This is a genomic window from Streptomyces spororaveus (assembly GCF_016755875.1).
GTDB classification, from domain to species: Bacteria; Actinomycetota; Actinomycetes; order Streptomycetales; family Streptomycetaceae; genus Streptomyces; species Streptomyces spororaveus.
In genome coordinates this window covers 1,102,549-1,121,838 of sequence record NZ_BNED01000005.1, presented here as the reverse complement: position 1 = coordinate 1,121,838, position 19,290 = coordinate 1,102,549, and the positions used below count along the sequence as shown (strand labels likewise).

The following is a 19,290-nucleotide window of genomic DNA, read 5'->3' as shown; positions in this document are numbered from 1 at the left end:
GGGCGCCGATCGCGTCCAGCCTGGGCGGGTTCGAGAGGCGTGATCAAGAGAGGGGGGATGGTTCCATGTCATCCCCGCTCTCGACCAGCCGGGCCTTGACCAGGTACTCGGCTTGCTCGGACAGCTCCGCGCGCCGATCCTCTTCGCTGGCGGTCTCGATCTCCCTACGCAGTGCGAGTTCCGTACGAAGCACCGTCCCCCTTGGGACTGGCACCCGCTGACCGGGCTTCTCAGTGAACGGCTGTAGCTCGCCCGCGAGCGTATGGGCATCGTCGGACGTGCCGCGACGGAGAGAAAGGAACACACGGGCGAGCCAGTCGGCGGGGATCTGCACCATGAAGTCGGTCATGTTGATGCAACGACAGCGCCGGTCACCCGTGACGCGCAACCGCTCGCCCGGCCCAGGCCCCGTACCCCTTACTGATGCAGGCCCTCCTAGGGGTGCTTGGCGGTCCAGCCGCTTGATCACGTGCGAGTCCACCCCATCCGGCTGATCAGCGCGAGTCCCTCGGAGAGGTCGAATCTCTGGGCCGTGATGTTGGTGGCGCGTGCCCTACGCGCGTGCTGCCAGGCAGATGAGGATTCCGCCAAGGCTGGTGACTCAGAACGCGCCTTGCGCCCGGATGGTTTCGTTCACCCGCTCTCGGGCCCGCTCGATCGTCTGTCGGGCGAACACAGCATCCCCGATTCGAGTGGACTCCCAGCGAAGGCATCGCCTTGCCCGCTGCTGGCGGCTAAAGATGGCCAGGGCGCCTCACAGGCTGATCGGTGAGGTGCCCGGACCGCACCGCTGTGGGGGCAGCGGTGCCCTGGCCGCCCGGGAGAGCCGACATGATCGTGGTTGACGCGTGCGACGAGTGGAGTCCGTTACGCGAGGTGGTGGTCGGCACGGCGTACGGGGCGATGTTCCCCGCCGAGGACCCCCGCATGATCGAGGCGACCATGCCCCGCGAGCACTGGGCGGAGTTCCGGCCCGGCCACCCCTTTCCCTCCTGGATCGTGGAGGCCGCGGAGCAGGAGCTGCAGACCCTCGCAGAAGTGCTGGAGAGCTTGGGCTGTGTGGTGCACCGGCCGCGTCGCGTGCCCTGGTCGGGCCTGGGCGGCTACTGCGCCGCCATGCCGCGCGACTCTCTGCTCGTCATGGGCAACCGTGTCGTCGAGGCACCGATGGCCTGGCGCAGCCGCCGCCACGAACTGCTCGCCTACTGGCCGCTCCTTCAATAGTTCCGCCAATCGGGGGCGCACTGGCTGCCGTCGGCGGTGGACCTGGCGGTCGACCCCCTCACCAGTGGCCCGTCCCGCTCGGGCCAATGGGTGATCGGGGAGGACCGACCGGCATGGGACGCCGCCGATTTCATCCGCCTTGGCCCTCGCACCGTCGTCGGCCAGCTCAGCCACGTCACCAACCGCTCGGGCGTCGCGCACCTGCGCACCCAGCTCGGCCCCGACATCCGCGTCCATCTGGTCCAACCGGACGATCCGCACGCCATGCACCTCGACGCGACGCTGTGCCCACTGCGTGAGGGGCTGGCCCTGTACAACCCGGAACGGCTGGATCCCGCCCAGCTTGCCGGCTCTCCGATGGAGGGATGGGAGCTGGTCCCTGCCCCTCTCCCCGAGCCGTGTGACAGCCCCCCCGCTCTACATGACCAGCCCCTGGGTCAGCATGAACCTGCTGGTGGTCGACCACCAGCACGTCCTCACCGAGGCCCGGGACGAAAAGCTCCAGGAGCTGCTCGTCTCCTACGGAATGACTCCGCTGGCCTTGCCGTTTCGCAACGTCCAGGCGCTGGGAGGCTCCTTCCACTGCGCCACCCTCGACCTACGCAGGGACCGCCGCCGCGCCGAAGCCCGCGGGTAGTCGCGCGACGCCCAAGGGCGAGGCCTTCTCAAATCCTTCGGGTGTCCGCGTGCGCGGTAGCGTCCCTTGTAATACCCATCGTGGAAGGGACGGTCACTGGATGCCGCACTGTGCCGCCGGGCGTGTGCCCTCGGGCGACGTGACTGAGGCTTCGTGGCCCTCGACGTGCCCTGCCTTCCGCGCGGTGGCGGCGGTGAGCGCGTGGCGGGCATTTCCGGTGGCCGGCTTGGGGCGCGCCGCAGAACAGCCCAATGCCTGCACCCACGAACAGGGTGCTCCTACTGTCGGGCGACGGGAACTGGGCAAAGGCGACACGCGGACAAGAGGCGGGGCGCATCATGGACGTCGATGAGCTCGACCGGTGGGGCGCGCGTGTCGCGGAGTGGGCAGCTCCAGAGGAGAGCGTGCTCGCGCTGGGCTCGGGCCAGGTCTCCGGCCTGGTGAAGCGGAACTCCGGGCCGTGCTTGGGCGGACGGCCGTTGACGCCGTGCATCCGCGGTGGCTTCGGCGGACGCATGACACGGTCGGAGCGGACCCGGCCGCCTCGGCGCTGCCCCGTCCCCCGGTGACGTTCCCGTCGATCCGGCCTGCCGTGCGGCCGCGTGCCCCGCAGTTCCTGCACAGCACGCCGTGTTGGCCGACACCATCCGCGAAGCCCAGGACGACGGCCGTAACGTCTTCGACGGCCTGGACCGCGACTGGGCCACGCCGATCCTGGGCCGCCAGGACGTGCCGCGGACCGTCCTCCATGACGACCCGGCCAACCGGCCCACCGCCGACGAACTCGGCAAGATGCTGGAGGCCCTGTAGAATCCTCCGGGCGGGAGTCCTTGTGGACCGCGCGGTTGGATCCGAGCGTCCGTTTCGTGATGGGTGGCGGTAGCCGGCGTGCCGATTGTTGTGGTCGGCGTGCGGAGTCTCGACGTCATCTCGCGTGCCGTGGACGGGGAGGTCCCGGGTATCCTCGCCGCGGCGGTGATCGTGGTTTCGCAGCGAGCTGCTGTGATGGACATGGGCGTGCTGTGCAGGCTGACCTCGTACTTTCAGGCCGGCCGGCCGTCACGTCCGTCGCGGCGCTGTGCGGCTCCGCTCAGGAGGTGGAGCGCTCGGGCGTGGGCCGACGCTTTGATGGACGAAGGACGTGGGGGTCCTGGCCGTGATCGAGACGAACCAGCCGGCGGCGGCTCCGGCCGAGGACGAGCCGGATCTGCTCCGGGATCAGTTCCGGCAGCTCTTGCGCTACCGGGGGCTGATCGGAGCGGGCGTCGGGGTCGGTCTGCTGGGTGGGGTTTTCCTCAGCGTCTCGATGGGGGATACCTATGTGGCGACCGCCGATGTCGTGCTGCGCGCGCCGACCGACGACCCGTTCAGCCCGAGTCTCGCCCCGGACAAGGCGATCAACATCGGTTCGGCGCGGCAGGTGGCGCTCAGTTCTTCCATAGCCAACGAGGCGGCGAAGAAGCTAGGGGTGTCCGCCAAGGACTTCGCCGCCCTGCGCGCCGGCCTGCAGGTCACCAACCCGCCACAGACCATGGTGCTGCGCTTCACCTACACGGCAACTTCCCCCGAGGAGGCCGCCAAGCGCGCCAACGCGATGACCGAGACCTATCTGCTCAAGCGGCAGGAGTCCCTCGACGCCACCCGCGACAAGATGGTCAAGGGCTACCAGGACCAGCGCGAGCCGGTTGCCGAGCAGCTCGACGAACTCGTCAAGCAGATCAGATCCATGCCGGCCGGTCCGGCACGCGACGCGGCGTACTCGTCCAAGACCGACCAGCAGAACAAGGTCAACAGCCTCAACGGCAACATCGCCAAGCTGCAGGCCCTGGACGTGACCCCAGGCCGGGTCACCAGCGCCGCAGTGCCGCCGCGCGAGGCCGACGGTCCCGGCCTCGTGATGTCGATCGTGCTCGGCGCGGCCGTGGGCCTCGCCCTGGGCCTGCTCGCCGCCTGGATCCGGCTCGTCTTCGACCCCGCGCCGCGCTCCGAGGGCGACGTCGCCTGGGCGCTGCGCGCGCCCGTACTGGGCTACCTGCCGCGGGACAAGACGGGCGGCGGTCCGATCCTCGCCGCGGGCGAGGCCGATCCCCGGCTCGCCGAGGCGTACCGCTCGGTGGCCTTCCGGCTCGCCTACGACTCCCGCTTCGCCGACCGGCGCCGACTGCTCGTCGTCGCCCCGCGCGGCAGCAGCGAGACCGGCGCCGCGGTGGCCGTGAACCTCGCCGCCTCCTTCGCGGAGACCGGCAAGGACGTGCTGCTCATCGAGGCCGACCTGCGTACCCCGGTCCTGGCCAGCCAGCTGCCGACCGACGCGGGCGGCCGTCCGCGCTGGAGCCAGACCCCGGGCGGCCAGGCCGCCGGCGGACGCCCGGCGCAGCACGGGGACTCCGACTGGCCCGACGGACGCCAACTCGTCGTGGACGCCGGGGAATCCGGATCCTTCGACCTGATCCCGGGCGAGCGGGCCCGCAACGTCCCGCGTTCGCTGACCTCGGCCCGCGCCACCCGGCTGATCTCCGAGGCCGACTCCCCCAACGCCACCGTCGTCGTGCTCGCGCCGCCCGTGCTCTCGTACGCCGACGCCCTCGCGCTCGTCGACCGCGTCGACGGCGTCCTGGTCGTCTGCGACCCGCGCGCCGTGCACCGCACCGACCTGTCCCGGATCCGCGAGCTGATCAGCGGCGCCGGCGGCACCGTGCTCGGCGCGGTGCTGCACGCACCGCTGCCGGGCGAGAAGCGCGGCCGCGGCAAGGGCGGCCCCGCCGCCACGGGGCCGGCTGCCTCCGCGGCGCCCCGACGACGCGAGCCGCAGCCGATTCGGTACGAGGTGGCGGCCGCCGGCGTCTCGCAGCACGTCCCGGGCGACGGTACCGACACGGTCGCCCTGCGTACGGTCCGCACGGGCCGGCGGTGAGTCCGACGCGGCCTCGCGGCGGTCGCCTCGGTACCGGACCAGGCCACGTCGAGCGCCACGACGCGCTGGTGCTGCCCCTGCTGGCGGCAGGCCTGCCCGGCTCGGGATCCGTTCGCCGCCGGGGAGGATCAGAATCGGCCGGTGCCCAGGGGAGGGCCGCTCCGCTGCGTAGGGCGTGGATGACCGCGTCATGCAGGGTGCGGCTCGCGTCCTCGCTGGGGCACGGGACGGGGCTTCCTGCGAGGGGGAGCCAGTCGGAAGCCCCGCTGTACTGCACGGTGACGTGGGCAAGACCGTCGGCCTCGGTCCAGGTGGTGTGAATATCGAGCTCACCGGTGAGGGCGTGACCCGCTTCGCCGGTCATCACTCCGTCCCGACCGGCGAACACCCCGCGGGTGGTCCATGATGCCCAGCTCATCCGGCCTCCTTGCTGCACGCGTCGTCCTGACAGTGTGAACTCGCCGGCCCGCCTGCGCCCCTCAGGGCCGGGCTGGGAGTCTCGGCGGGCTGCAGCGGTCCGGTCCTGGCCAAGCCTGACGCCGGTTCCACGTCTGAGCCCAATGCATGCCCGGCATCCGATCGTGCGCTGCACCGCAGGGGTTTCAAGGTCCTGGCGTTCCTGCGGTGCGGTCCCCGTGATGTACCGACAGACCGGGGGAGGAGGGGCGCATCGCGGGCACGGGCTGCCGCACTGACCAGCCGAGCGACCGCTTGTCCGTGCGCCGGGTCCCTCTGGTGAGGAGAAGGCGGTCCGGGAGGCGCAGGGCGCCCGTATCGGATTCTTCCCGGGCTCCGACACCGGTACCAAGTCCAGCGGTCTTGGGCTTTTTCACCCAGGGCACCAGCGGACGAAGTGTCCGTGGGTAGGGGCAGCGCCCCTGGTGCGTCCGGTCCGGGAGGCCCACGGGGGGCTGGCGGCCGTCATGGGCTCAACGCTCCGGCTCGGTATCGGATACCCGGAGGGCGGCGAGGGCGGCCGTGGCGGTGTGTGGTTCGATCGCGAGGTCGAATTCGTACAGGCCGATCTTCAGCACGTCGGCGGTGGTGGCCGGGGGAGTCCGCTTGAGGGATTTCGAGGTACGGGTCGGGGCATAGAGGTGATCTTGATGGGGCGGTCGGCGGCTCAGCCGCCGAAGGCGGCTTCTGCATCGGTGACCGTGTCATAGACCTGTAGGGCCTGATCCGCCCCGGTCATGTGTAGGATCCGCCGCAACGGCCCCGGCACACACGCCAGCATTACAACCGCCCCGCTCGCATCCGCCTGCCTGCGCGCTCCGAACAGTACGTTCAGCCCGGATGAGTCGCAGAACGAGACCCCGGACAGATCCAGCACGATGCACCGGTCACCCCGCTCGATGAGTTCCTCGAACCGTGCGCGGAACACCTGGGCGGTGGCGTAATCCATTTCGCCGCCGACCCTCGCTATCAGGCAGCGGCCGGAGGCGGTCGTCTCGACCGAGGGATCAGCCACGACGCTCTCCCAGCCGTCTCGTCGGAGGCAACGCGGAGGACTCTCGACACGAGCCCCCCGGCTCCTGCCCTCCCTGGACTTCTACCCACGTGGTCTCGTTCCAAGCCCGGAGCGGCAGGGCTCGCCGCCCGCGGACTGCTGGGGCGTCTGCACCGATCCGGACTGTCACGGGTGCACTGGTCTGCTACACCGTTGATGCCCCTGGTGGGCGCTTCCTGGTCGACGTTGCCGCTGACGGGACCGTGTCCCTGACCGGGCCTGGCCTGCCTCACCGCCCAGGGAACTGTCCGGCTCCATTCCTCGTGGCCGACAGCCGCAGCCGAGGGTGAAAGGGAAGCTTCGGAGGCCTGCCTTCGGGGCTTCCACTTCCTGCGGCCTCGGCCGTATCCTCAGCCGCGAACGTGATGGTCAGGACAGGGTGGGGGCAGAGCGGCGGTGAAGGGCGACGGACACGAGGAGCACCCGCTGATCGGCCGGCTCGTCCGTGACATCGCCTCCGGCACCGAGGGCCGGCTGATGGCCGTGGTCCGGGAAGACCTCCCTACCCACACCGGCATTCCCCGCATGTCCCGGCGCGCATATATTCGCCCCACAGCCGGCGGAGTGGAGTTGACAACGGCCGTCGACAATGTCGAGCCCTTGGGCGCCTCCGCCGAGAACAGGCCGGCCGCGGATGGCCTCGGTGGCCTCGCGTAGGCCGCTGCGGTGTACCGGAGGCATGGCAGCCGATACCGCTGGGCAGCACGTGCCCCGGGGACATGAGCATCCCCGGGGCCCGGCCACATGGGTTGCGCTGTCCAACGACGGCGCAACCCATGTGTCACGCTGTTCCCGTTCGAATGCCGCGGAAGGGTGCTCTCAACGGCTATCTACCCGCCGATACAAAGGCCCGGACACCCGTAGGCCGTTGTGTCCCGCCCGGACGAGGAACATTGCGCCCGCCTTCGCGGCGGCAGGCGGAACGGTCTTCTGCTTCATGCCCGGGCCAAGGAACCCGGCTGGCACCGAAGGGGGCGGTGGGTGAGGTTCTGTCATGAACCGAAGGAGCGGTCCGGAAGGTGACGGCGGCCCCGCCGCCGGGCGCGGTAGCGGGGCCGCCACACGGACACCGGTCCGGGGTGGTGGGCCGGCGGGCACGTGTCGGGCTTTCAACGCCCACGGCCACCCCAGGTCACGCCGGTTGGGCCGATCAGGTGTGCAGACGTCTGTCGGGACCTTCCCGGTCGCCGGCGCTCTCATCGTCGAACCAGTAGTCACCGGCCGCCAGATACCGGAACGAGCGGGCGCTCTCGGAGGGCAGCTCGACCGTCACAGCCCGCTTCCCGTCGTTGCGCGGCTGCAGGGTGTGCACGCCGGCCTGCCAGTCGTTGAAGTCACCGACCACGCTGACAGTCCCGGGCGGGGTGTCGGCGGGAAGGATGACGGTGACCTCGGTGCGATCCTTGCGCAGCGTGCGCTCCAGCATGGGGATCGACTCCTGACGGCGCGAGCGGATGAAGGCTGTGCCCATCGTCGGCACCGGGCTCCGAGGCCGCATCCGGACGCATCCACAACCAGCCGCGACCACCACTCATCCGCCACGATGCGTAGTCGAAGGGATGCGGTTGGTGACGCTTCATGCCGGCGCGGGCGGGAGGAATCCGCACCCCACGCATCAAGGAGTCGCCGTCATGGGCGGTACGCAGGGCAAGCGCCAGGAACCGGGCAAGGGCCGAGAGGAACAGCAGCGGCCCCAGCGCCCGCACCGGCCCGGTGTCCACGACAAAGGCGACGTAGACGACACCCGCCCAGGCGGCGACGTGCGTGAAGTCGGAGACCCAGGTGCGGTTGGGCGCTTGGGCGACTCGCGGTCCAGGCGGTTGGGGGCACGGGCGGCTCCGGGGTCCAGGATCGTGGTGATCACTTTCTTGCCTCGGACGATGCCGGCGATGCCGGTTTCGTACATGAGCCGTTCGACGGTGCAGCGGGCCACGGCATGGCCCTGCCGGTTCAGCCCCCGCCGGATCTTCCTGGCCCCGTAGACACGGTAGTCGGCCTCGAAGATCTCGATGGATCAGGGGCTTGAGTTCCTCGTCCCGCACCGTCGGCCAATGGTGACCGCCGAATGCGCGGGGAGGTTCGAGAGCCCCGGCAGGCGGGGGCCCGGGACGCTACTTGGCAATGGTGGAGGCGATGTCGTCCAGGGTGGCATCGGTGACGAGACCGGTGTCCTCCAGAACATCCATGTGGTCCTGGACAGTAGTATTGGTCTGGGTCGCCAACCGCCTCACCAAGGAGTTCTTGGTGGATGCGCGGACCTCTCCGATGGTGATGAACACCTTGCCGTGGGAAGCACGGAGAAGGTCCACAAAGAGCTGGTCGAATGCGGGGCCCCGGGCCGCCTCCAACTGCTTCACCCAGCCTAGCTGTTCGGCGGTCGCCTGGTCGGGGATGGGCACGTTCAGCACCTCAGAGTCCTCGCGAACCAGTTGGTCGAGTTTGCTGTGCCCGTCGAGCAGATGCAGACCGGCCCGTTTGACCGCTTCGTTCGATGCGTGCGTCTGGGCAAGTCGGCCAGCCGGAATCTCCCACAGTCCGGCCTGCCTGACCTTGGTGAGGAAGGACTTGTCCAATGCGGAGACCGCGCCGGTGTTGGCAGACTGGGGTACAGCCAGGCCAGTTTCGGCTGCAGGGAGGTGGGCTGAGCCCGCCTCGTGGGCCGTCCCGTGCTTCTGGGAGAGCCACACGGTTGCGGTGGCGATGATCGCGACGAGAGTAACCACAGCGGCTGTCAGGCGGCCTCGGCCACGGCGGGATGAGGGCCGGTAGTTGCGTGCGTGAGAATTCATCATGTCCTCCTGGATCGCGCGACGGTTCGCCGGCGTGCGGCACCTGGGAATCTGGGACATTGACCACGCTATTCTTTGCGGTAGGAAGATAAATTGATTCGGCGATGGTGCTCAAAAGCGAGGAGGTGGCGGCATCCTTCGGATAGAATCCCGTCTCTTTCGTCACCCTGTTCGACGCAGAAGCCGCATAAGCGCATCATCTGTCGGGACAGGTGAGATCTGAGCCTTCGCTGCCGCGTGGCTCGGGCAGAAACGCGGTCTACGCCCCCGTGCAGGAGCTCGATCCCCTGCCGGACCGACCGACGCAAGACGGTCTCTGTCGGTGACCCGCCGCCAGAGCGAACCCCGGCAGGTCGCACCACAGAACCGCCAGTTGAGGCCGGAGCCCTTGGGTAACGGCTCCCCGTAGTTCCCGCACCGCCGCACCTTGCAGCGTCCCCGCCCTGGGAGAAGCCCACCACCTCCAACCGGCTCACCCGGCCTGGGTCCGCCGGGGGTTCAGGTGAGGTTTCTCCAAGACGCGCGGCTCGTCGGGCGCGAGGTGCGCGGCTCGACCGTGCACGTGCCGGTGGCGCTGGTAGATGTCCATCGGCGGGCGCCGCCGCTTGCTGTACGCGGCGAGCAGGTCACCAGCATCGATGTGCGGGACGGGTCGGGAGGGCTGGTTGGGCGGTCCGGGGCGGCGGCGCCTGGCCATGTGCTCGATGTTTCTCAGGCCGCGACCGTGGTCGGACGTGCGACTGCCAGATCCTTCGCCCGGTCCCCCACGTCGTTGACTGCGGTGGTCTGGTACGGGCGGGCTGCGTGCAGCAGCGTGTTGAGCCGGGAGGCCACGAGGGTGGAGTCAACGTGGGCCGCGTCGACGAGTGCCTGCTGGGCGGACTGACCCCGCGTTCGGCCTCGCCCTCGTCGAAGAGGGCGGCGGCGAGCCCGATGCGGTCCATGACGCGCACCCGGTCGAAGCCGGGCTTGCGCGACGCGAGGGCGTCCTCGAAGCGGATACCGGCGGACCGGTGACCATGGCCGAGTCCGGCGAGGTCGCGGGCGGAGACCGCACGGGCGCCGGCGTGCTCGGCTGCATCGAAGTAGCCGAAGCCGCCGAGGCGGCCGCCCGCCACGCTTCGACACACCGCCGTCCACCGACGTCGCAACACCGTCGAACGCTTCTTCAACCAGCCCAAGGGCTTCCACGGCATCGCCACGCGCCACGAGAAGACCGCCACCTCCTACGAAGCAGCAGCCACACCCGCATCCCTCCCGATCTGGACAAGATCAAATTGAAGACGGACCCTGGCGGAGGAGGTTGGCCCCCGACCGGATCTCAGGTCCGGGGGCCGGACAGCGTCCGGCGGGCCGTCGTACCGCCCGCGGTGCGCGGGAGGAGCGGCCTGGCGTCCTCGGCCTTGAACGAGGCAGGTCGGACCGGATACCGACAACAGTTGTGATTGTTGTCGACTACCAGCTGCTAACGAAGGGCCCGGCCTACTCGGACGCCGGCTCCACGTAGGTGCTGTCGAACCAGTTGACGAAGTCACGCACCGTGCCGACTTTGGAGACCCGGTCATGCAGGGCCTTTTGGTCGTGCCCGATCAGAAACCAGCCGCGGGTGACCGGTGCTCCGCAGTCGCAGCCACAGGTCCGCGCCCCGTGAGGGGAGTCGAAGTACGCGATCGGATTGCGGGAGGGGCTAACCGGCTGGTCCTCCCCGACATAGGCGTCGTAGACCTCGTCCCCCTTCTTGAGGAACCTGCCCTCGATCGCCTTGCGCCCTCCGGCCACCGGAGCCAAGCGCCCGATTTCGATGGCCTGGCGCACCTTGCCCTCGAAGGACAGCAGGGCGTACTGCTCCCGTTCTGCACGCTCGCCGAGGACCCAGCAGCCCCGGTTAGCCCGGAACAGTGCCTCGTCGCACATGTTCGGGTCCCAGCCGACGTGGTCGCGGCCCATTTGGTCTTCCTCCGGGTCGACGTAGCGCATCTTCCCAAGAGTAATGTGGATCATGGATGGCCCCCCAATGGGCAGGTTCCCAGGGCCTCTTGCCCTGCGGCTCTCCAAAGCATGACCGATCCGGCAGATACTTTGAATCCCTAGGAGCCTAGGCGTCTAGCCCTATCGGGCATCTCCTCTCCCAGTGCCGCTCATCAGGAAGTAGGGCCGGCCAAGATGCGGCCGACGCGACGGTACGCGGCTACTTCACGTCGCAGGTACCTCTCCAGTCCACCGTCCCGTCGCCGACGTTCTCGTAACCCCGGCGGCGTTCCTCGCGGGGTCTCTCCCCGCTCAGCATCCTCAGAACCGGTGAACGCCCCGACGATGAGCAGGAGCAACAGTGAGAGACAGCCAATTCGACGACCTTGCTCAGCTTGACTCTGTCGGGGATCTTGGTTGCGCCGTGAGGCGCTGTGGTTCGAGTGGAGGTGGAAGACCATCACCTCTGGCCTGTCACAGCAGGTCAGCGTAGCTGAGGGCAGCCTGATCCGGGTGGTGCCGGGGAGGGCGGGAGAGGCCCTGGCAAAGCCGGAACGTACCAGCACTGCCGGATGATGCGGGTCCGGCGAGCGAGACGAAGAGGAGTACGCGAGGAACCGGCGTTACTGGGTCCTTCAACCCCGACACCGGCTCGAACCTGGCGGATCTGGGCCGGGCGCGGTGCGTCTCGTCGCCCGAAGGGGCGGCTCTCGACGACGGCCTGACGCGGACCCTCTGACGGCGTATCAAAACTGACTCATGTGGTGATCTCCGTCTGATCCTGGCTTTGGTGATCAAGGTCAGGAGGGAAGAGGTGATCCTTGTGGAGGACTGGGCGGAGATCCGTCGGTTGCACCGGGCCGAGCAGATGCCGATCCGTGCGATCGCCCGGCAGCTGGGCATCTCGAAGAACACGGTGAAGCGGGTGCTGGCGCATGACCGGCCGACGAGGTACGAGAGACCGCTGAAGGGCTCGGCGGTCGACGCGGTAGAAGTACAGATCCGCGAGCTGACGGCAAGCCCCAGAGCAAGACGGAACGTCTCGACCGCCTGCGCGTAAATAGTCCCGTGGTCGGCTTCGGCGAGGACGATCAAGGATTCGGCTTCCTCGCGGCATGCCGGGCATCGGGCGAGGTGCACCCGCAGGGGCTCGTCCGGCCCGCGACCTGTTGTGGAACACCCACTGTCCGTGACCGCCTGTGTCACCCGTGGACGGGTCCAGGGGCCCGGGCGCCGTCCTCGACGCGCCCTTAATTGCGGCGGGCGCTTGTGAAAGGAACGCAGAGATGACCCGAGTACTGCGACGCGGCCACCGTGTCGCGTCCGCCATGGCGGTCCTGGCCGTCGCCGGAACCCTCCTGACCGGGTACACCGGCATCCAGACGCCGGTGGCCGCAGCGGCAGCCGGCGGTGACTACGGTCGTCGATCACCCTCCGCACGACGCGAAGCTCCAGAAGCAGATCGCGCTCTACACCGCGCTGCGCGAGCTGTGGACGGACCACATGCAGTGGACCTACGTGACGGTCGACGCCTACTTCCACAATCAGGACACCCTGCAGCCCTCCCTCGACAGGCTGCTGCGCAACCAGAAGGACATGGGCGACGCGATCGCCGTCTACTACGGCCGGGAGGCCGGAGACCAGCTGACCGCGCTGCTGACCACGCACATCCAGCAGGCCGGGCCGGTCCTGAAGGCCGCGCAGGCCGGCGACAAGCCCGCCCTGGACAAGGCTCTCGCCGACTGGTAAGCCAACGCCGAGGACATCGCCGGCTTCCTCACCGCCGCCAACCCGAAGAACTGACCTGCATCGGTCACCCGGCCGGCGATGAGGGAGCACATCGACCAGACAACCGTGTCCGCGGTCGACCTCCTCAAGGGCGACTACAAGAAGTCGATCAAGGACGACGGCCTGGCCTTCGATCACATGATGATGCTGTCCGACACCCTCGCCAAAGGCATCATCGCCCAGTTCCCCGACAAGTTCTGCTGACCGGCGGCACCACGAGGCGGCGAGGGCCAGCTGCGGCCCTCGCCGCACTTTCCGGCACACACGCGAGATGGCGAGACCATCGCGCCGGGTGGATGTCACAATCCGGCGTGCCGATCGCTGTCGGCTGACGCCAGGTCCTGGCTGCAGGCATGGAACCATGCGCGCAGATGAAATCACCGTGTGTGATCCCAAGTGTGGCCGGACTCGTGCCCGAGCCCTCGGTTGCCTGCTGACCGTGGTGTGCCGACTGGCCGGGCTGAACCGGTGACCGGAGCACGCCGCCGTGCTGGGATCGTCCCCGCTCTCTTGGCAGAGGGGACGCGACGGCTCGCTGCTTCTTGCTGTCGGGCGCCCGCTGTAGATCATCCGCTTCGGGACGGGGTGCCGTCTCGTGCCAGCCACGCTGTACTCCGGTCAGGGGTGGGCGGGCCTTTCGGGCGAGTCTGGTGGCGGTGTGCCGTCGCGCGCGGCCCGCAGGGTGAACAGGAGCACCGCGAGGCGCACCTCGGCCTCGGGATGCGGGGCGTGGGCCTAGACGTAGTCCAGCACGGTGCGGGCGTGCTCGGCCTGCCTCCGGGTCAGCAGCCGCTCCACCACCGGCTCGTCCCCGCTCACCGTGTCGCCGAGGGGCAGTCCGACACGGTTGGCGTGGATGTCGCGGGTGGTCTGCGCGGCACTCTCGGCGCGTTTCGCCTCATGGCGCTTTTCCCGGTCCGCTCCGGTCCCGGCCGGGGCGGACCGGACCAGGGGCGGAGCAGTGTCCAGGACGCGGCAGTCGCGGGTGTCGGCCAGCGGCGGCACGCTATCAGTGAGCCAGCCCGAGGGCGGCAAGGAGCACTGCGGGCCCGTGCCGACCGACACCCTGGACGCTACGGCTGCAGACCGAGCGTCTGGGCTCAATTGAACAAGTCAGGAGCCTGGAGCCGACTCGCCAAAGCGTCCCCGTGACAGTCCTGTCCGTCCGGCCGGCGACAGCGTGAACCCCACGTAAGCGACCAGGAGGACCGACCGTGCACCACAGCGAGCAGCCCCGGTCCGGGCATGTCGTGATCGGCGTCGACACGCACAAGCACGTGCACGTCGCGGCGGTGATGGACACGATCGGCGGGATCCTGGCCACCTTGACCGTTCCCACCGACACCGGCGGTTTCCAGAAGCTGGCGGACTGGGCGGCCTCATTCGGCACCGTGCTGGCGTTCGGAATCGAAGGTACCGGCTCCTACGGCGCCACGGTGACCTCATTCCTGCGCAGGGCCGGCCACAAGGTGGTCGAGGCCGGACGCCCGGACCGGCGGCTGCGGCGCATGAACGGGAAATCCGACACCTTGGACGCCGAGAACGCCGCCCGTGCCGTGCTGGCCGGATTCGCGACCGCCACGCCGAAGAGTGCCGACGGCGAGGCCGAGATGATCCGCCAGCTCAAGATCGCCCATGACCAGGCGGTTGAACAGCGTGCGGCGGCGATGATCACCATGAAGGCGATGCTCGTCCACGCCCCGGACGCCCTGCGCCGGGAGACCGCCGGCAAGACCCAGCTCAGCCTGGCGCGGCAGTTGGCAGCCATGCGTCCTCGCCGTCTGGAAGGACCCGAGGACGCGCTGCGTCACACCCTGCGTACGCTCGCCAAACGATGGCAGTACCTCGACACCGAGGCCAAAGAACTGACGAAGATGATCGGCGACCTCGTCCAGCGAGTCGCCCCTCAACTGCTCGAGCCCTTCGGCATCGGCGTCGACACGGCCGCGGAGATCCTCGTCGTGACCGGCGACAACCCGGCACGGATCAAGTCCGAAGCCGCACTCGCCAAACTCGCCGGCATCGCACCCGTGCCCAGCGGCTCCGGCATGACCAGCGGCAGGCATCGCATCAACCACGGCGGACACCGCCAGCTGAACGCCGCAATCTACCGAACCGTCATCGTCCGGATGCGATTCCATCAGCCCACGATCGACTACGTCGCCCGCCGCACAACCGAGGGCAAGACCAAACGCGAGATCATCCGATGCCTCAAGCGCTACGTCATCCGCGAGGTCTACCACCTGCTCCGGCCCGCCCCGCGGACCGCCTCTGCGGCGAGTTGACAACTATAGGAGCGTCAACGCGCTCGCCGAGAGTCTGTGGCAAGGGTTGAAACGAGAGGTGATGCACAAGAAGCAGTTCCTGACGTTGAGCCAGGCGAGGCTAGAGATATTCCGGTGGCTCACCTACTACAACGCCCGCAGACGCCACAGCGCGCTGGCCTACCTCTCCCCGCTGGAGTTCGAACAGCAACACCACCAGCGGGCTAAATTCTCACTCGTCGCATAGCACCCCATATCCACACTCCGGGGGTCGCCTCAGTACAGACGCCCACCCTTGCCCGGGACGCGCGTCAACGCAGTCGTCCTGCTCCGTACGTCTCCGGTGCGGCCTCGCGGACTGCGGCCGGGTGCGCGGTTGCCATCGGTTTCCCGGCCCCCGCCTGGTACGGACCGGCCCCGTTCTCTTCCGCGGCAGTGGCGGCTGTGGGCGTCATCTCGAACCAAACGGCCTTTCCGGTCGGGGTGGGCGTGGTGCCCCAGTCGGTGGCTATTGCCGCGATCAGCATGAGGCCCCGGCCGCTTTCGGCGTTGAGGGTGCACCCTCGGGGGGCAGGCAGGCCGGGGGCGGTGTCGGTGACCTCGACGCGCAGTCGTGAGCCGGTCCACAGGACGGTGACGGTGGATGGTCCGGTGGTGTGCCGTACGGCGTTGGCGATTATCTCGCTGCACAGCAGTGCGAGTTCTTCGAGTGTTTCTGAGGTCAGTTGCAGGTCCCATCCGCGTACCACGGCCAGCACGAGTCGGCGGGCTTCGGGCACTGCCTGCCTCTCCGCGGCTATCGGGAAGCTGCGGGAGTGTGACGGTCTCATGGCGCACATCGTGATCACCCTTGGGGGGAGGGCGGGCGGCCCGGCACGTGTGGCCGGGAAACGCCGGCGCCCTGGGGCTGTGGATCGCGGGGGAGCGGAGGAGGGATGGCTTGTCCGGGGACCGGGTATGTGGCGGGGTCCGGTCGCTGGTAATCGGGTGCCTGCCTGCCTGCCGGCCGGCCTGCCTGCGGGCAGGGCGCGGGTGACGTATCAGGGCTTCTTGGCCAGGTTCTTGAGCGCGCTTTCGGCACCGGGGTTCAAGGGGATGGGGGCCACCTCGTCCGCTTGGGCGGGGTCGATTTCGGTGGCGGCGGCGTTTACTTTCTCGAGTTCGTTCTTCTTCTCGTAGACGAGGCTGACGATCTTTCCGGCGAGTTCGAGGTCGAAGCCCTTCCTGACCAGCAGGACGTTGGGTACCACGATCGTAGGGACGGCCGTCGGCTGGTTGTACGCGGAGGCAGGGATGGAGCCCTTCTGGTAGACGCTGCCGTACTTGCTGCTCAGGGCGGGCAGTTGCGCGGTGATGTCGAGGAAGCGGACCTTGTCTTTGAGGCTGGTGACGAGGTCGGTGATGCCGCCGGTGGGCAGGCCGCCGGACCAGATGATTGCGTCGATGGTGCTGTCCTTCATGGCATCCACAGATTCCGGCAGGGCCAGTCGTTCCGCCGTGACGTCCTTGGCGGGGTCCAGCCCGGCGGCTGTCAGCAGCCGTCTGGCGATGACCTCGGTGCCGGAGTTGGGTGCTCCGGTGGAGATCCTCTTGCCTTTCATGTCCTGAAGGGACTTGATGCCGGAGTCTGTTCGGACCAGTACCTGGGTGTAGTTCGGGTACAGGCGGGTGAGGGCTTCGACATCCTGTGGCTTGTCGAAGCTTCCCTTGCCCTGGACGGCGTCTTGCGCTGTGTCCAGGAGGGAGAAGGCGAGGTCGTAGCTTCCGGCCTGGAGGCCCTGGATGTTCTGCACGGACGCGCCGGTGGTGGCGGCGGTGGCCCGGTAGCCGTTGACGTTGTCGGAGATCAGGTCGGCCAGTCCGCCCCCGATCTGGTAGTAGACGCCGGTGGTGGGCCCGGTTGCGATCGTGAGCCGCCCTCCCTTTCCGTTGTTCACGGCCCCGTTGTCGTCCTGCTTGCCTCCCGCGCAGGCGGTCGCGGCGAGTGCGAGCGTGAGGGCGAGGGCGGGGGCGGTCAGGCGGGCGGTGCGCGTGGGGTGCTTCATGAGGGGAGGTGTCCTTCCGTGACGGCTTCGGCCTGAAGACCGTGAGCTGTGTGGGGCGCGGGGGAGTGCTGCCTGCGGCGGACCAGGCGCACGCCGACGGCGAGGGTGAGCGCGATGAGGCCGGCGGTGATCGCGGCGGGTTCGAGGTAGAGCAGGCACAGGGCGGCGATGACGCACAGCGCGCGTTCGGCGGGGCCTGCCGGGCCGAGCAGCCGGCCGCCGGTGGCGGCGGCGAGCGCGGCGACCGCGAGGGCGGAGACCGCGGTCGTCCACAGGATGCCTGTCAGGCTTCCGGTGCCCATCAGCTGGGAGCCGTTGTCGGTGAGGACGAAGGCGAACGGGACCAGGAACGCGGGCAGTGAGTACTTCCAGGTCGCCACCATGGTGCGCATGGGGTTGCCGCCGGTGATGGCGGCCGCGGCGGCGGCCGCGAGCGCGGTCGGCGGGCTGACCTCGGACAGGACGGCGTAGTAGAAGATGAACATGTACGCCTCGGGGGTGCTCACCCCGAGGGAGAGCAGCGCGGGCGCGATGATGACCGCGGAGATGATGAACGAGGCGGTGACCGGCACGGCGAGTCCCAGGATCGACACCGCGAGGGCCGCGAAGATGACGGTCACGACCAGTTCCACCGTCGCGTTGTCACCGAACAGGCCGGCGGCGTCGACGATGACGGAGGCCAGGTTCAGGCCGAGTCCGGTCTGGGTGACGACGGCGACGATGATGCCCGCCGCGGCGCAGGTGGCGACCACCGGCAGCACGGACCTGCTGCCCTCGGCGAGTGCCGTGTACAGCCGGCGGGGCGTCATCCTGTGCCGGGAGTCGAGGAATGACAGCAGGAACTGCAGGGCGGTGGCGTAGACCACGGCCCTGAACGGGGGCAGTCCCACCGCCATGAAGCCGATGATCATGAAGAGGGACAGGAAGTGGTAGCCGAACCGGCCCAGCAGCCTCCACGCCGAGGTGGCTTCGTCGTCGACCACGGGCCGTGCCTGGTGTTTGCGGGCGTCGATCTCCACGGCGAGGAGGATGCCCAAGTAGTACAGCAGCGTGGGAACCAGGGCGTAGAGCAGGACGGTGAGATAGCTGGTCTTGAGGTACTCGGCGATGATGAACGCGGCGGCGCCCAGCGTGGGTGGGGAGAGGATCGCGCCGATCCCTGCGGCGGCCAGTACGCCGCCGCCCGCCTCCTTGCTGTAGCCGGCCCTGCGCAGTACGGGCCAGGCGACCGATCCCAGGCTGACGGCGGTGGCGGTACCGGAACCCGAGACGGTGCCGAGGAGGAATCCCGCCGCCGTCACGGTGCGTCCGGGGGCGCTGCGGGAACCGCGGAACGCCGCGAACGACAGGTCGATGAAGAACTTGCCGGCCCCGGAGATGTCGAGCACGGCGCCGAAGATGGTGAACAGCACGATGTAGGTGGCGGCCACGTTCAGCGGTACGCCGTAGACGCCGTCGGTGCTCATGAAGAAGTGGGCGGAGATCGCGTCGATGTCGAAGCCGCCGTGCGCCAGCGACCACTGGTAGGGAAGCAGCCCGCCGTAGTACGCGTACAGCAGGAACGCCGTACAGAACGCCGGGAGTACCCATCCGGTGGTCCGCCGGCACGCCTCCAGCACCAGCATGATCACGGCGATTCCCATGGCCACGTCGAGCGAGGTGGGCAACTGCCGCCGCTCGATGAAAGCGTCGAACTCCCACAGCGGGTAGAGGCACACCGCCAGGGCGCAGGCGGCCAGCATCCAGTCGAACCAGCCCGGGTCGTCGCGCTGTGCGGCTCTGTCCGCCCCCTTCGCTGCCTCCTCAGCCGCCTCCCCGGCATCGCCCCGGCGCCACCGCATCGTCAAAGCCGGCACTCGCACCGTTCCGCGATGGGTAAGGAAGATCAGTGGCAGCGTCGCGGCAAGGAAGAGCGTGAGGTAGTACTGGCCGCCCTTGGCGACCGGGAAGAAGATCGCGTACAGCACGAAGACCGACAGCACGGCACACACCGCGGACACAGCCGCGGACACCACGGGGGACAGCTTTCGGGCCGGCCGCTCCTGGTCGAACTCGGCCACCAGCTCATCCGCTGTCCGCTGCCCCGGTACCGACGGCGCTCCCACCATGCCCATGACGGCCTCCTCGGAATGAACGCTGCGATCCCTCAGA

At 68.9% G+C, this 19,290-nt stretch carries 21 protein-coding genes and 2 pseudogenes; 10 read left to right on the top strand and 13 right to left on the bottom strand.

The features are described from left to right. Positions 1-43: 43 nt before the first annotated feature. Positions 44-349 (bottom strand): hypothetical protein, encoded by a 306-nt coding sequence (locus Sspor_RS07840; protein WP_202198373.1) that lies wholly within the window; start codon positions 347-349, stop codon positions 44-46. A gap of 482 nt (positions 350-831) precedes the next feature. Here Sspor_RS07840 and Sspor_RS07835 point away from each other — a divergent pair, with 482 nt between their 5' ends. Then, on the top strand, positions 832-1,224 hold the full coding sequence (locus Sspor_RS07835) for a hypothetical protein (RefSeq protein ID WP_202198372.1): 393 nt from the start codon (positions 832-834) through the stop codon (positions 1,222-1,224). 400 nt (positions 1,225-1,624) lie between these two features. Continuing rightward, positions 1,625-1,861: a hypothetical protein gene (locus Sspor_RS07830; RefSeq protein ID WP_202198371.1), complete on the top strand. Its 237-nt coding sequence runs from the start codon at positions 1,625-1,627 to the stop codon at positions 1,859-1,861. 28 nt (positions 1,862-1,889) lie between these two features. On the opposite strand, the gene Sspor_RS41315 is transcribed toward Sspor_RS07830, so the two are convergent. Beyond that, on the bottom strand, positions 1,890-2,483 hold the full coding sequence (locus Sspor_RS41315; RefSeq protein WP_373318751.1) for a transposase: 594 nt from the start codon (positions 2,481-2,483) through the stop codon (positions 1,890-1,892). An 11-nt stretch (positions 2,484-2,494) separates the two neighbouring features. On the opposite strand from Sspor_RS41315, the gene Sspor_RS07820 reads away from it, so the two are divergent. Then, positions 2,495-2,671 (top strand): hypothetical protein, encoded by a 177-nt coding sequence (locus tag Sspor_RS07820; protein ID WP_202198370.1) that lies wholly within the window; start codon positions 2,495-2,497, stop codon positions 2,669-2,671. 331 nt (positions 2,672-3,002) lie between these two features. After that, positions 3,003-4,775 carry a tyrosine-protein kinase domain-containing protein gene (locus Sspor_RS07815; protein ID WP_237403737.1) on the top strand — a complete coding sequence of 591 codons (1,773 nt, stop codon included), beginning with the start codon at positions 3,003-3,005 and terminating at the stop codon, positions 4,773-4,775. A 133-nt stretch (positions 4,776-4,908) separates the two neighbouring features. Here Sspor_RS07815 and Sspor_RS40365 read toward each other — a convergent pair. Together Sspor_RS40365 and Sspor_RS07810 are read right to left on the bottom strand one after the other, a co-directional pair. Next, positions 4,909-5,193, bottom strand: a pseudogene (locus Sspor_RS40365) (hypothetical protein); the annotation flags it as partial. A gap of 705 nt (positions 5,194-5,898) precedes the next feature. Next, the gene (locus tag Sspor_RS07810) at positions 5,899-6,246 is read right to left on the bottom strand and encodes an STAS domain-containing protein (RefSeq protein WP_202198369.1); all 348 of its coding nucleotides are present in this window, start codon (positions 6,244-6,246) and stop codon (positions 5,899-5,901) included. A gap of 435 nt (positions 6,247-6,681) precedes the next feature. Here Sspor_RS07810 and Sspor_RS07805 point away from each other — a divergent pair, with 435 nt between their 5' ends. Beyond that, positions 6,682-6,942 carry a hypothetical protein gene (locus Sspor_RS07805; RefSeq protein ID WP_202198368.1) on the top strand — a complete coding sequence of 87 codons (261 nt, stop codon included), beginning with the start codon at positions 6,682-6,684 and terminating at the stop codon, positions 6,940-6,942. Between the two features lie 493 nt (positions 6,943-7,435). Here Sspor_RS07805 and Sspor_RS07800 read toward each other — a convergent pair whose 3' ends face one another. The 5 genes from Sspor_RS07800 to Sspor_RS07775 all read right to left on the bottom strand — a co-directional run bounded on the left by Sspor_RS07800 (position 7,436) and on the right by Sspor_RS07775 (position 11,051). Then, positions 7,436-7,756 (bottom strand): early set domain-containing protein, encoded by a 321-nt coding sequence (locus Sspor_RS07800; RefSeq protein ID WP_308445533.1) that lies wholly within the window; start codon positions 7,754-7,756, stop codon positions 7,436-7,438. A 144-nt stretch (positions 7,757-7,900) separates the two neighbouring features. Further along, complete coding sequence (locus Sspor_RS41520; protein WP_373318897.1) at positions 7,901-8,290, bottom strand: IS3 family transposase; 390 nt, start codon at positions 8,288-8,290, stop codon at positions 7,901-7,903. A gap of 106 nt (positions 8,291-8,396) precedes the next feature. Further along, positions 8,397-9,134 (bottom strand): DUF4142 domain-containing protein, encoded by a 738-nt coding sequence (locus tag Sspor_RS07790; RefSeq protein WP_237403736.1) that lies wholly within the window; start codon positions 9,132-9,134, stop codon positions 8,397-8,399. A gap of 412 nt (positions 9,135-9,546) precedes the next feature. After that, positions 9,547-9,771 (bottom strand): hypothetical protein, encoded by a 225-nt coding sequence (locus Sspor_RS07785; RefSeq protein WP_202198367.1) that lies wholly within the window; start codon positions 9,769-9,771, stop codon positions 9,547-9,549. A 785-nt stretch (positions 9,772-10,556) separates the two neighbouring features. Continuing rightward, positions 10,557-11,051: a hypothetical protein gene (locus Sspor_RS07775; RefSeq protein WP_202198366.1), complete on the bottom strand. Its 495-nt coding sequence runs from the start codon at positions 11,049-11,051 to the stop codon at positions 10,557-10,559. An 805-nt stretch (positions 11,052-11,856) separates the two neighbouring features. Between Sspor_RS07775 and Sspor_RS07770 the strand changes: the two are divergent. The 3 genes and pseudogenes from Sspor_RS07770 to Sspor_RS07760 form a co-directional block, all read left to right on the top strand. Beyond that, a pseudogene (locus Sspor_RS07770) lies at positions 11,857-12,054 on the top strand (helix-turn-helix domain-containing protein); the annotation flags it as partial. 398 nt (positions 12,055-12,452) lie between these two features. Beyond that, entirely contained in the window at positions 12,453-12,791 is a 339-nt protein-coding gene (locus Sspor_RS07765; protein ID WP_202198365.1) for a hypothetical protein, read from the top strand. A gap of 78 nt (positions 12,792-12,869) precedes the next feature. Next, positions 12,870-13,034 carry a hypothetical protein gene (locus Sspor_RS07760; protein WP_202198364.1) on the top strand — a complete coding sequence of 55 codons (165 nt, stop codon included), beginning with the start codon at positions 12,870-12,872 and terminating at the stop codon, positions 13,032-13,034. Positions 13,035-13,565: 531 nt separating this feature from the next. Here the strand turns inward: Sspor_RS07760 and Sspor_RS40360 are convergent. Continuing rightward, the gene (locus Sspor_RS40360; RefSeq protein ID WP_237403735.1) at positions 13,566-13,835 is read right to left on the bottom strand and encodes a hypothetical protein; all 270 of its coding nucleotides are present in this window, start codon (positions 13,833-13,835) and stop codon (positions 13,566-13,568) included. A 245-nt stretch (positions 13,836-14,080) separates the two neighbouring features. On the opposite strand from Sspor_RS40360, the gene Sspor_RS07750 reads away from it, so the two are divergent. Then, positions 14,081-15,115 (top strand): IS110 family RNA-guided transposase, encoded by a 1,035-nt coding sequence (locus Sspor_RS07750; RefSeq protein ID WP_202198363.1) that lies wholly within the window; start codon positions 14,081-14,083, stop codon positions 15,113-15,115. Then, positions 15,102-15,341, top strand: a complete 240-nt coding sequence (locus Sspor_RS07745) for an integrase core domain-containing protein (protein ID WP_373318896.1) — start codon at positions 15,102-15,104, stop codon at positions 15,339-15,341. Before Sspor_RS07750 ends, Sspor_RS07745 begins: the two co-directional genes overlap by 14 nt. Positions 15,342-15,405: 64 nt before the next feature. Here the strand turns inward: Sspor_RS07745 and Sspor_RS07740 are convergent, their stop codons facing one another. The 3 genes from Sspor_RS07740 to Sspor_RS07730 form a co-directional block, all read right to left on the bottom strand. Continuing rightward, the gene (locus tag Sspor_RS07740) at positions 15,406-15,924 is read right to left on the bottom strand and encodes an ATP-binding protein (protein ID WP_202198361.1); all 519 of its coding nucleotides are present in this window, start codon (positions 15,922-15,924) and stop codon (positions 15,406-15,408) included. A 210-nt stretch (positions 15,925-16,134) separates the two neighbouring features. After that, positions 16,135-17,139: a TAXI family TRAP transporter solute-binding subunit gene (locus Sspor_RS07735; protein WP_202198360.1), complete on the bottom strand. Its 1,005-nt coding sequence runs from the start codon at positions 17,137-17,139 to the stop codon at positions 16,135-16,137. Continuing rightward, positions 17,136-19,253, bottom strand: coding sequence for a TRAP transporter permease (locus tag Sspor_RS07730; protein ID WP_237403734.1), 2,118 nt, complete (start codon positions 19,251-19,253; stop codon positions 17,136-17,138). The genes Sspor_RS07735 and Sspor_RS07730 overlap by 4 nt, the downstream gene beginning before the upstream one ends. Positions 19,254-19,290 lie beyond the last annotated feature (37 nt).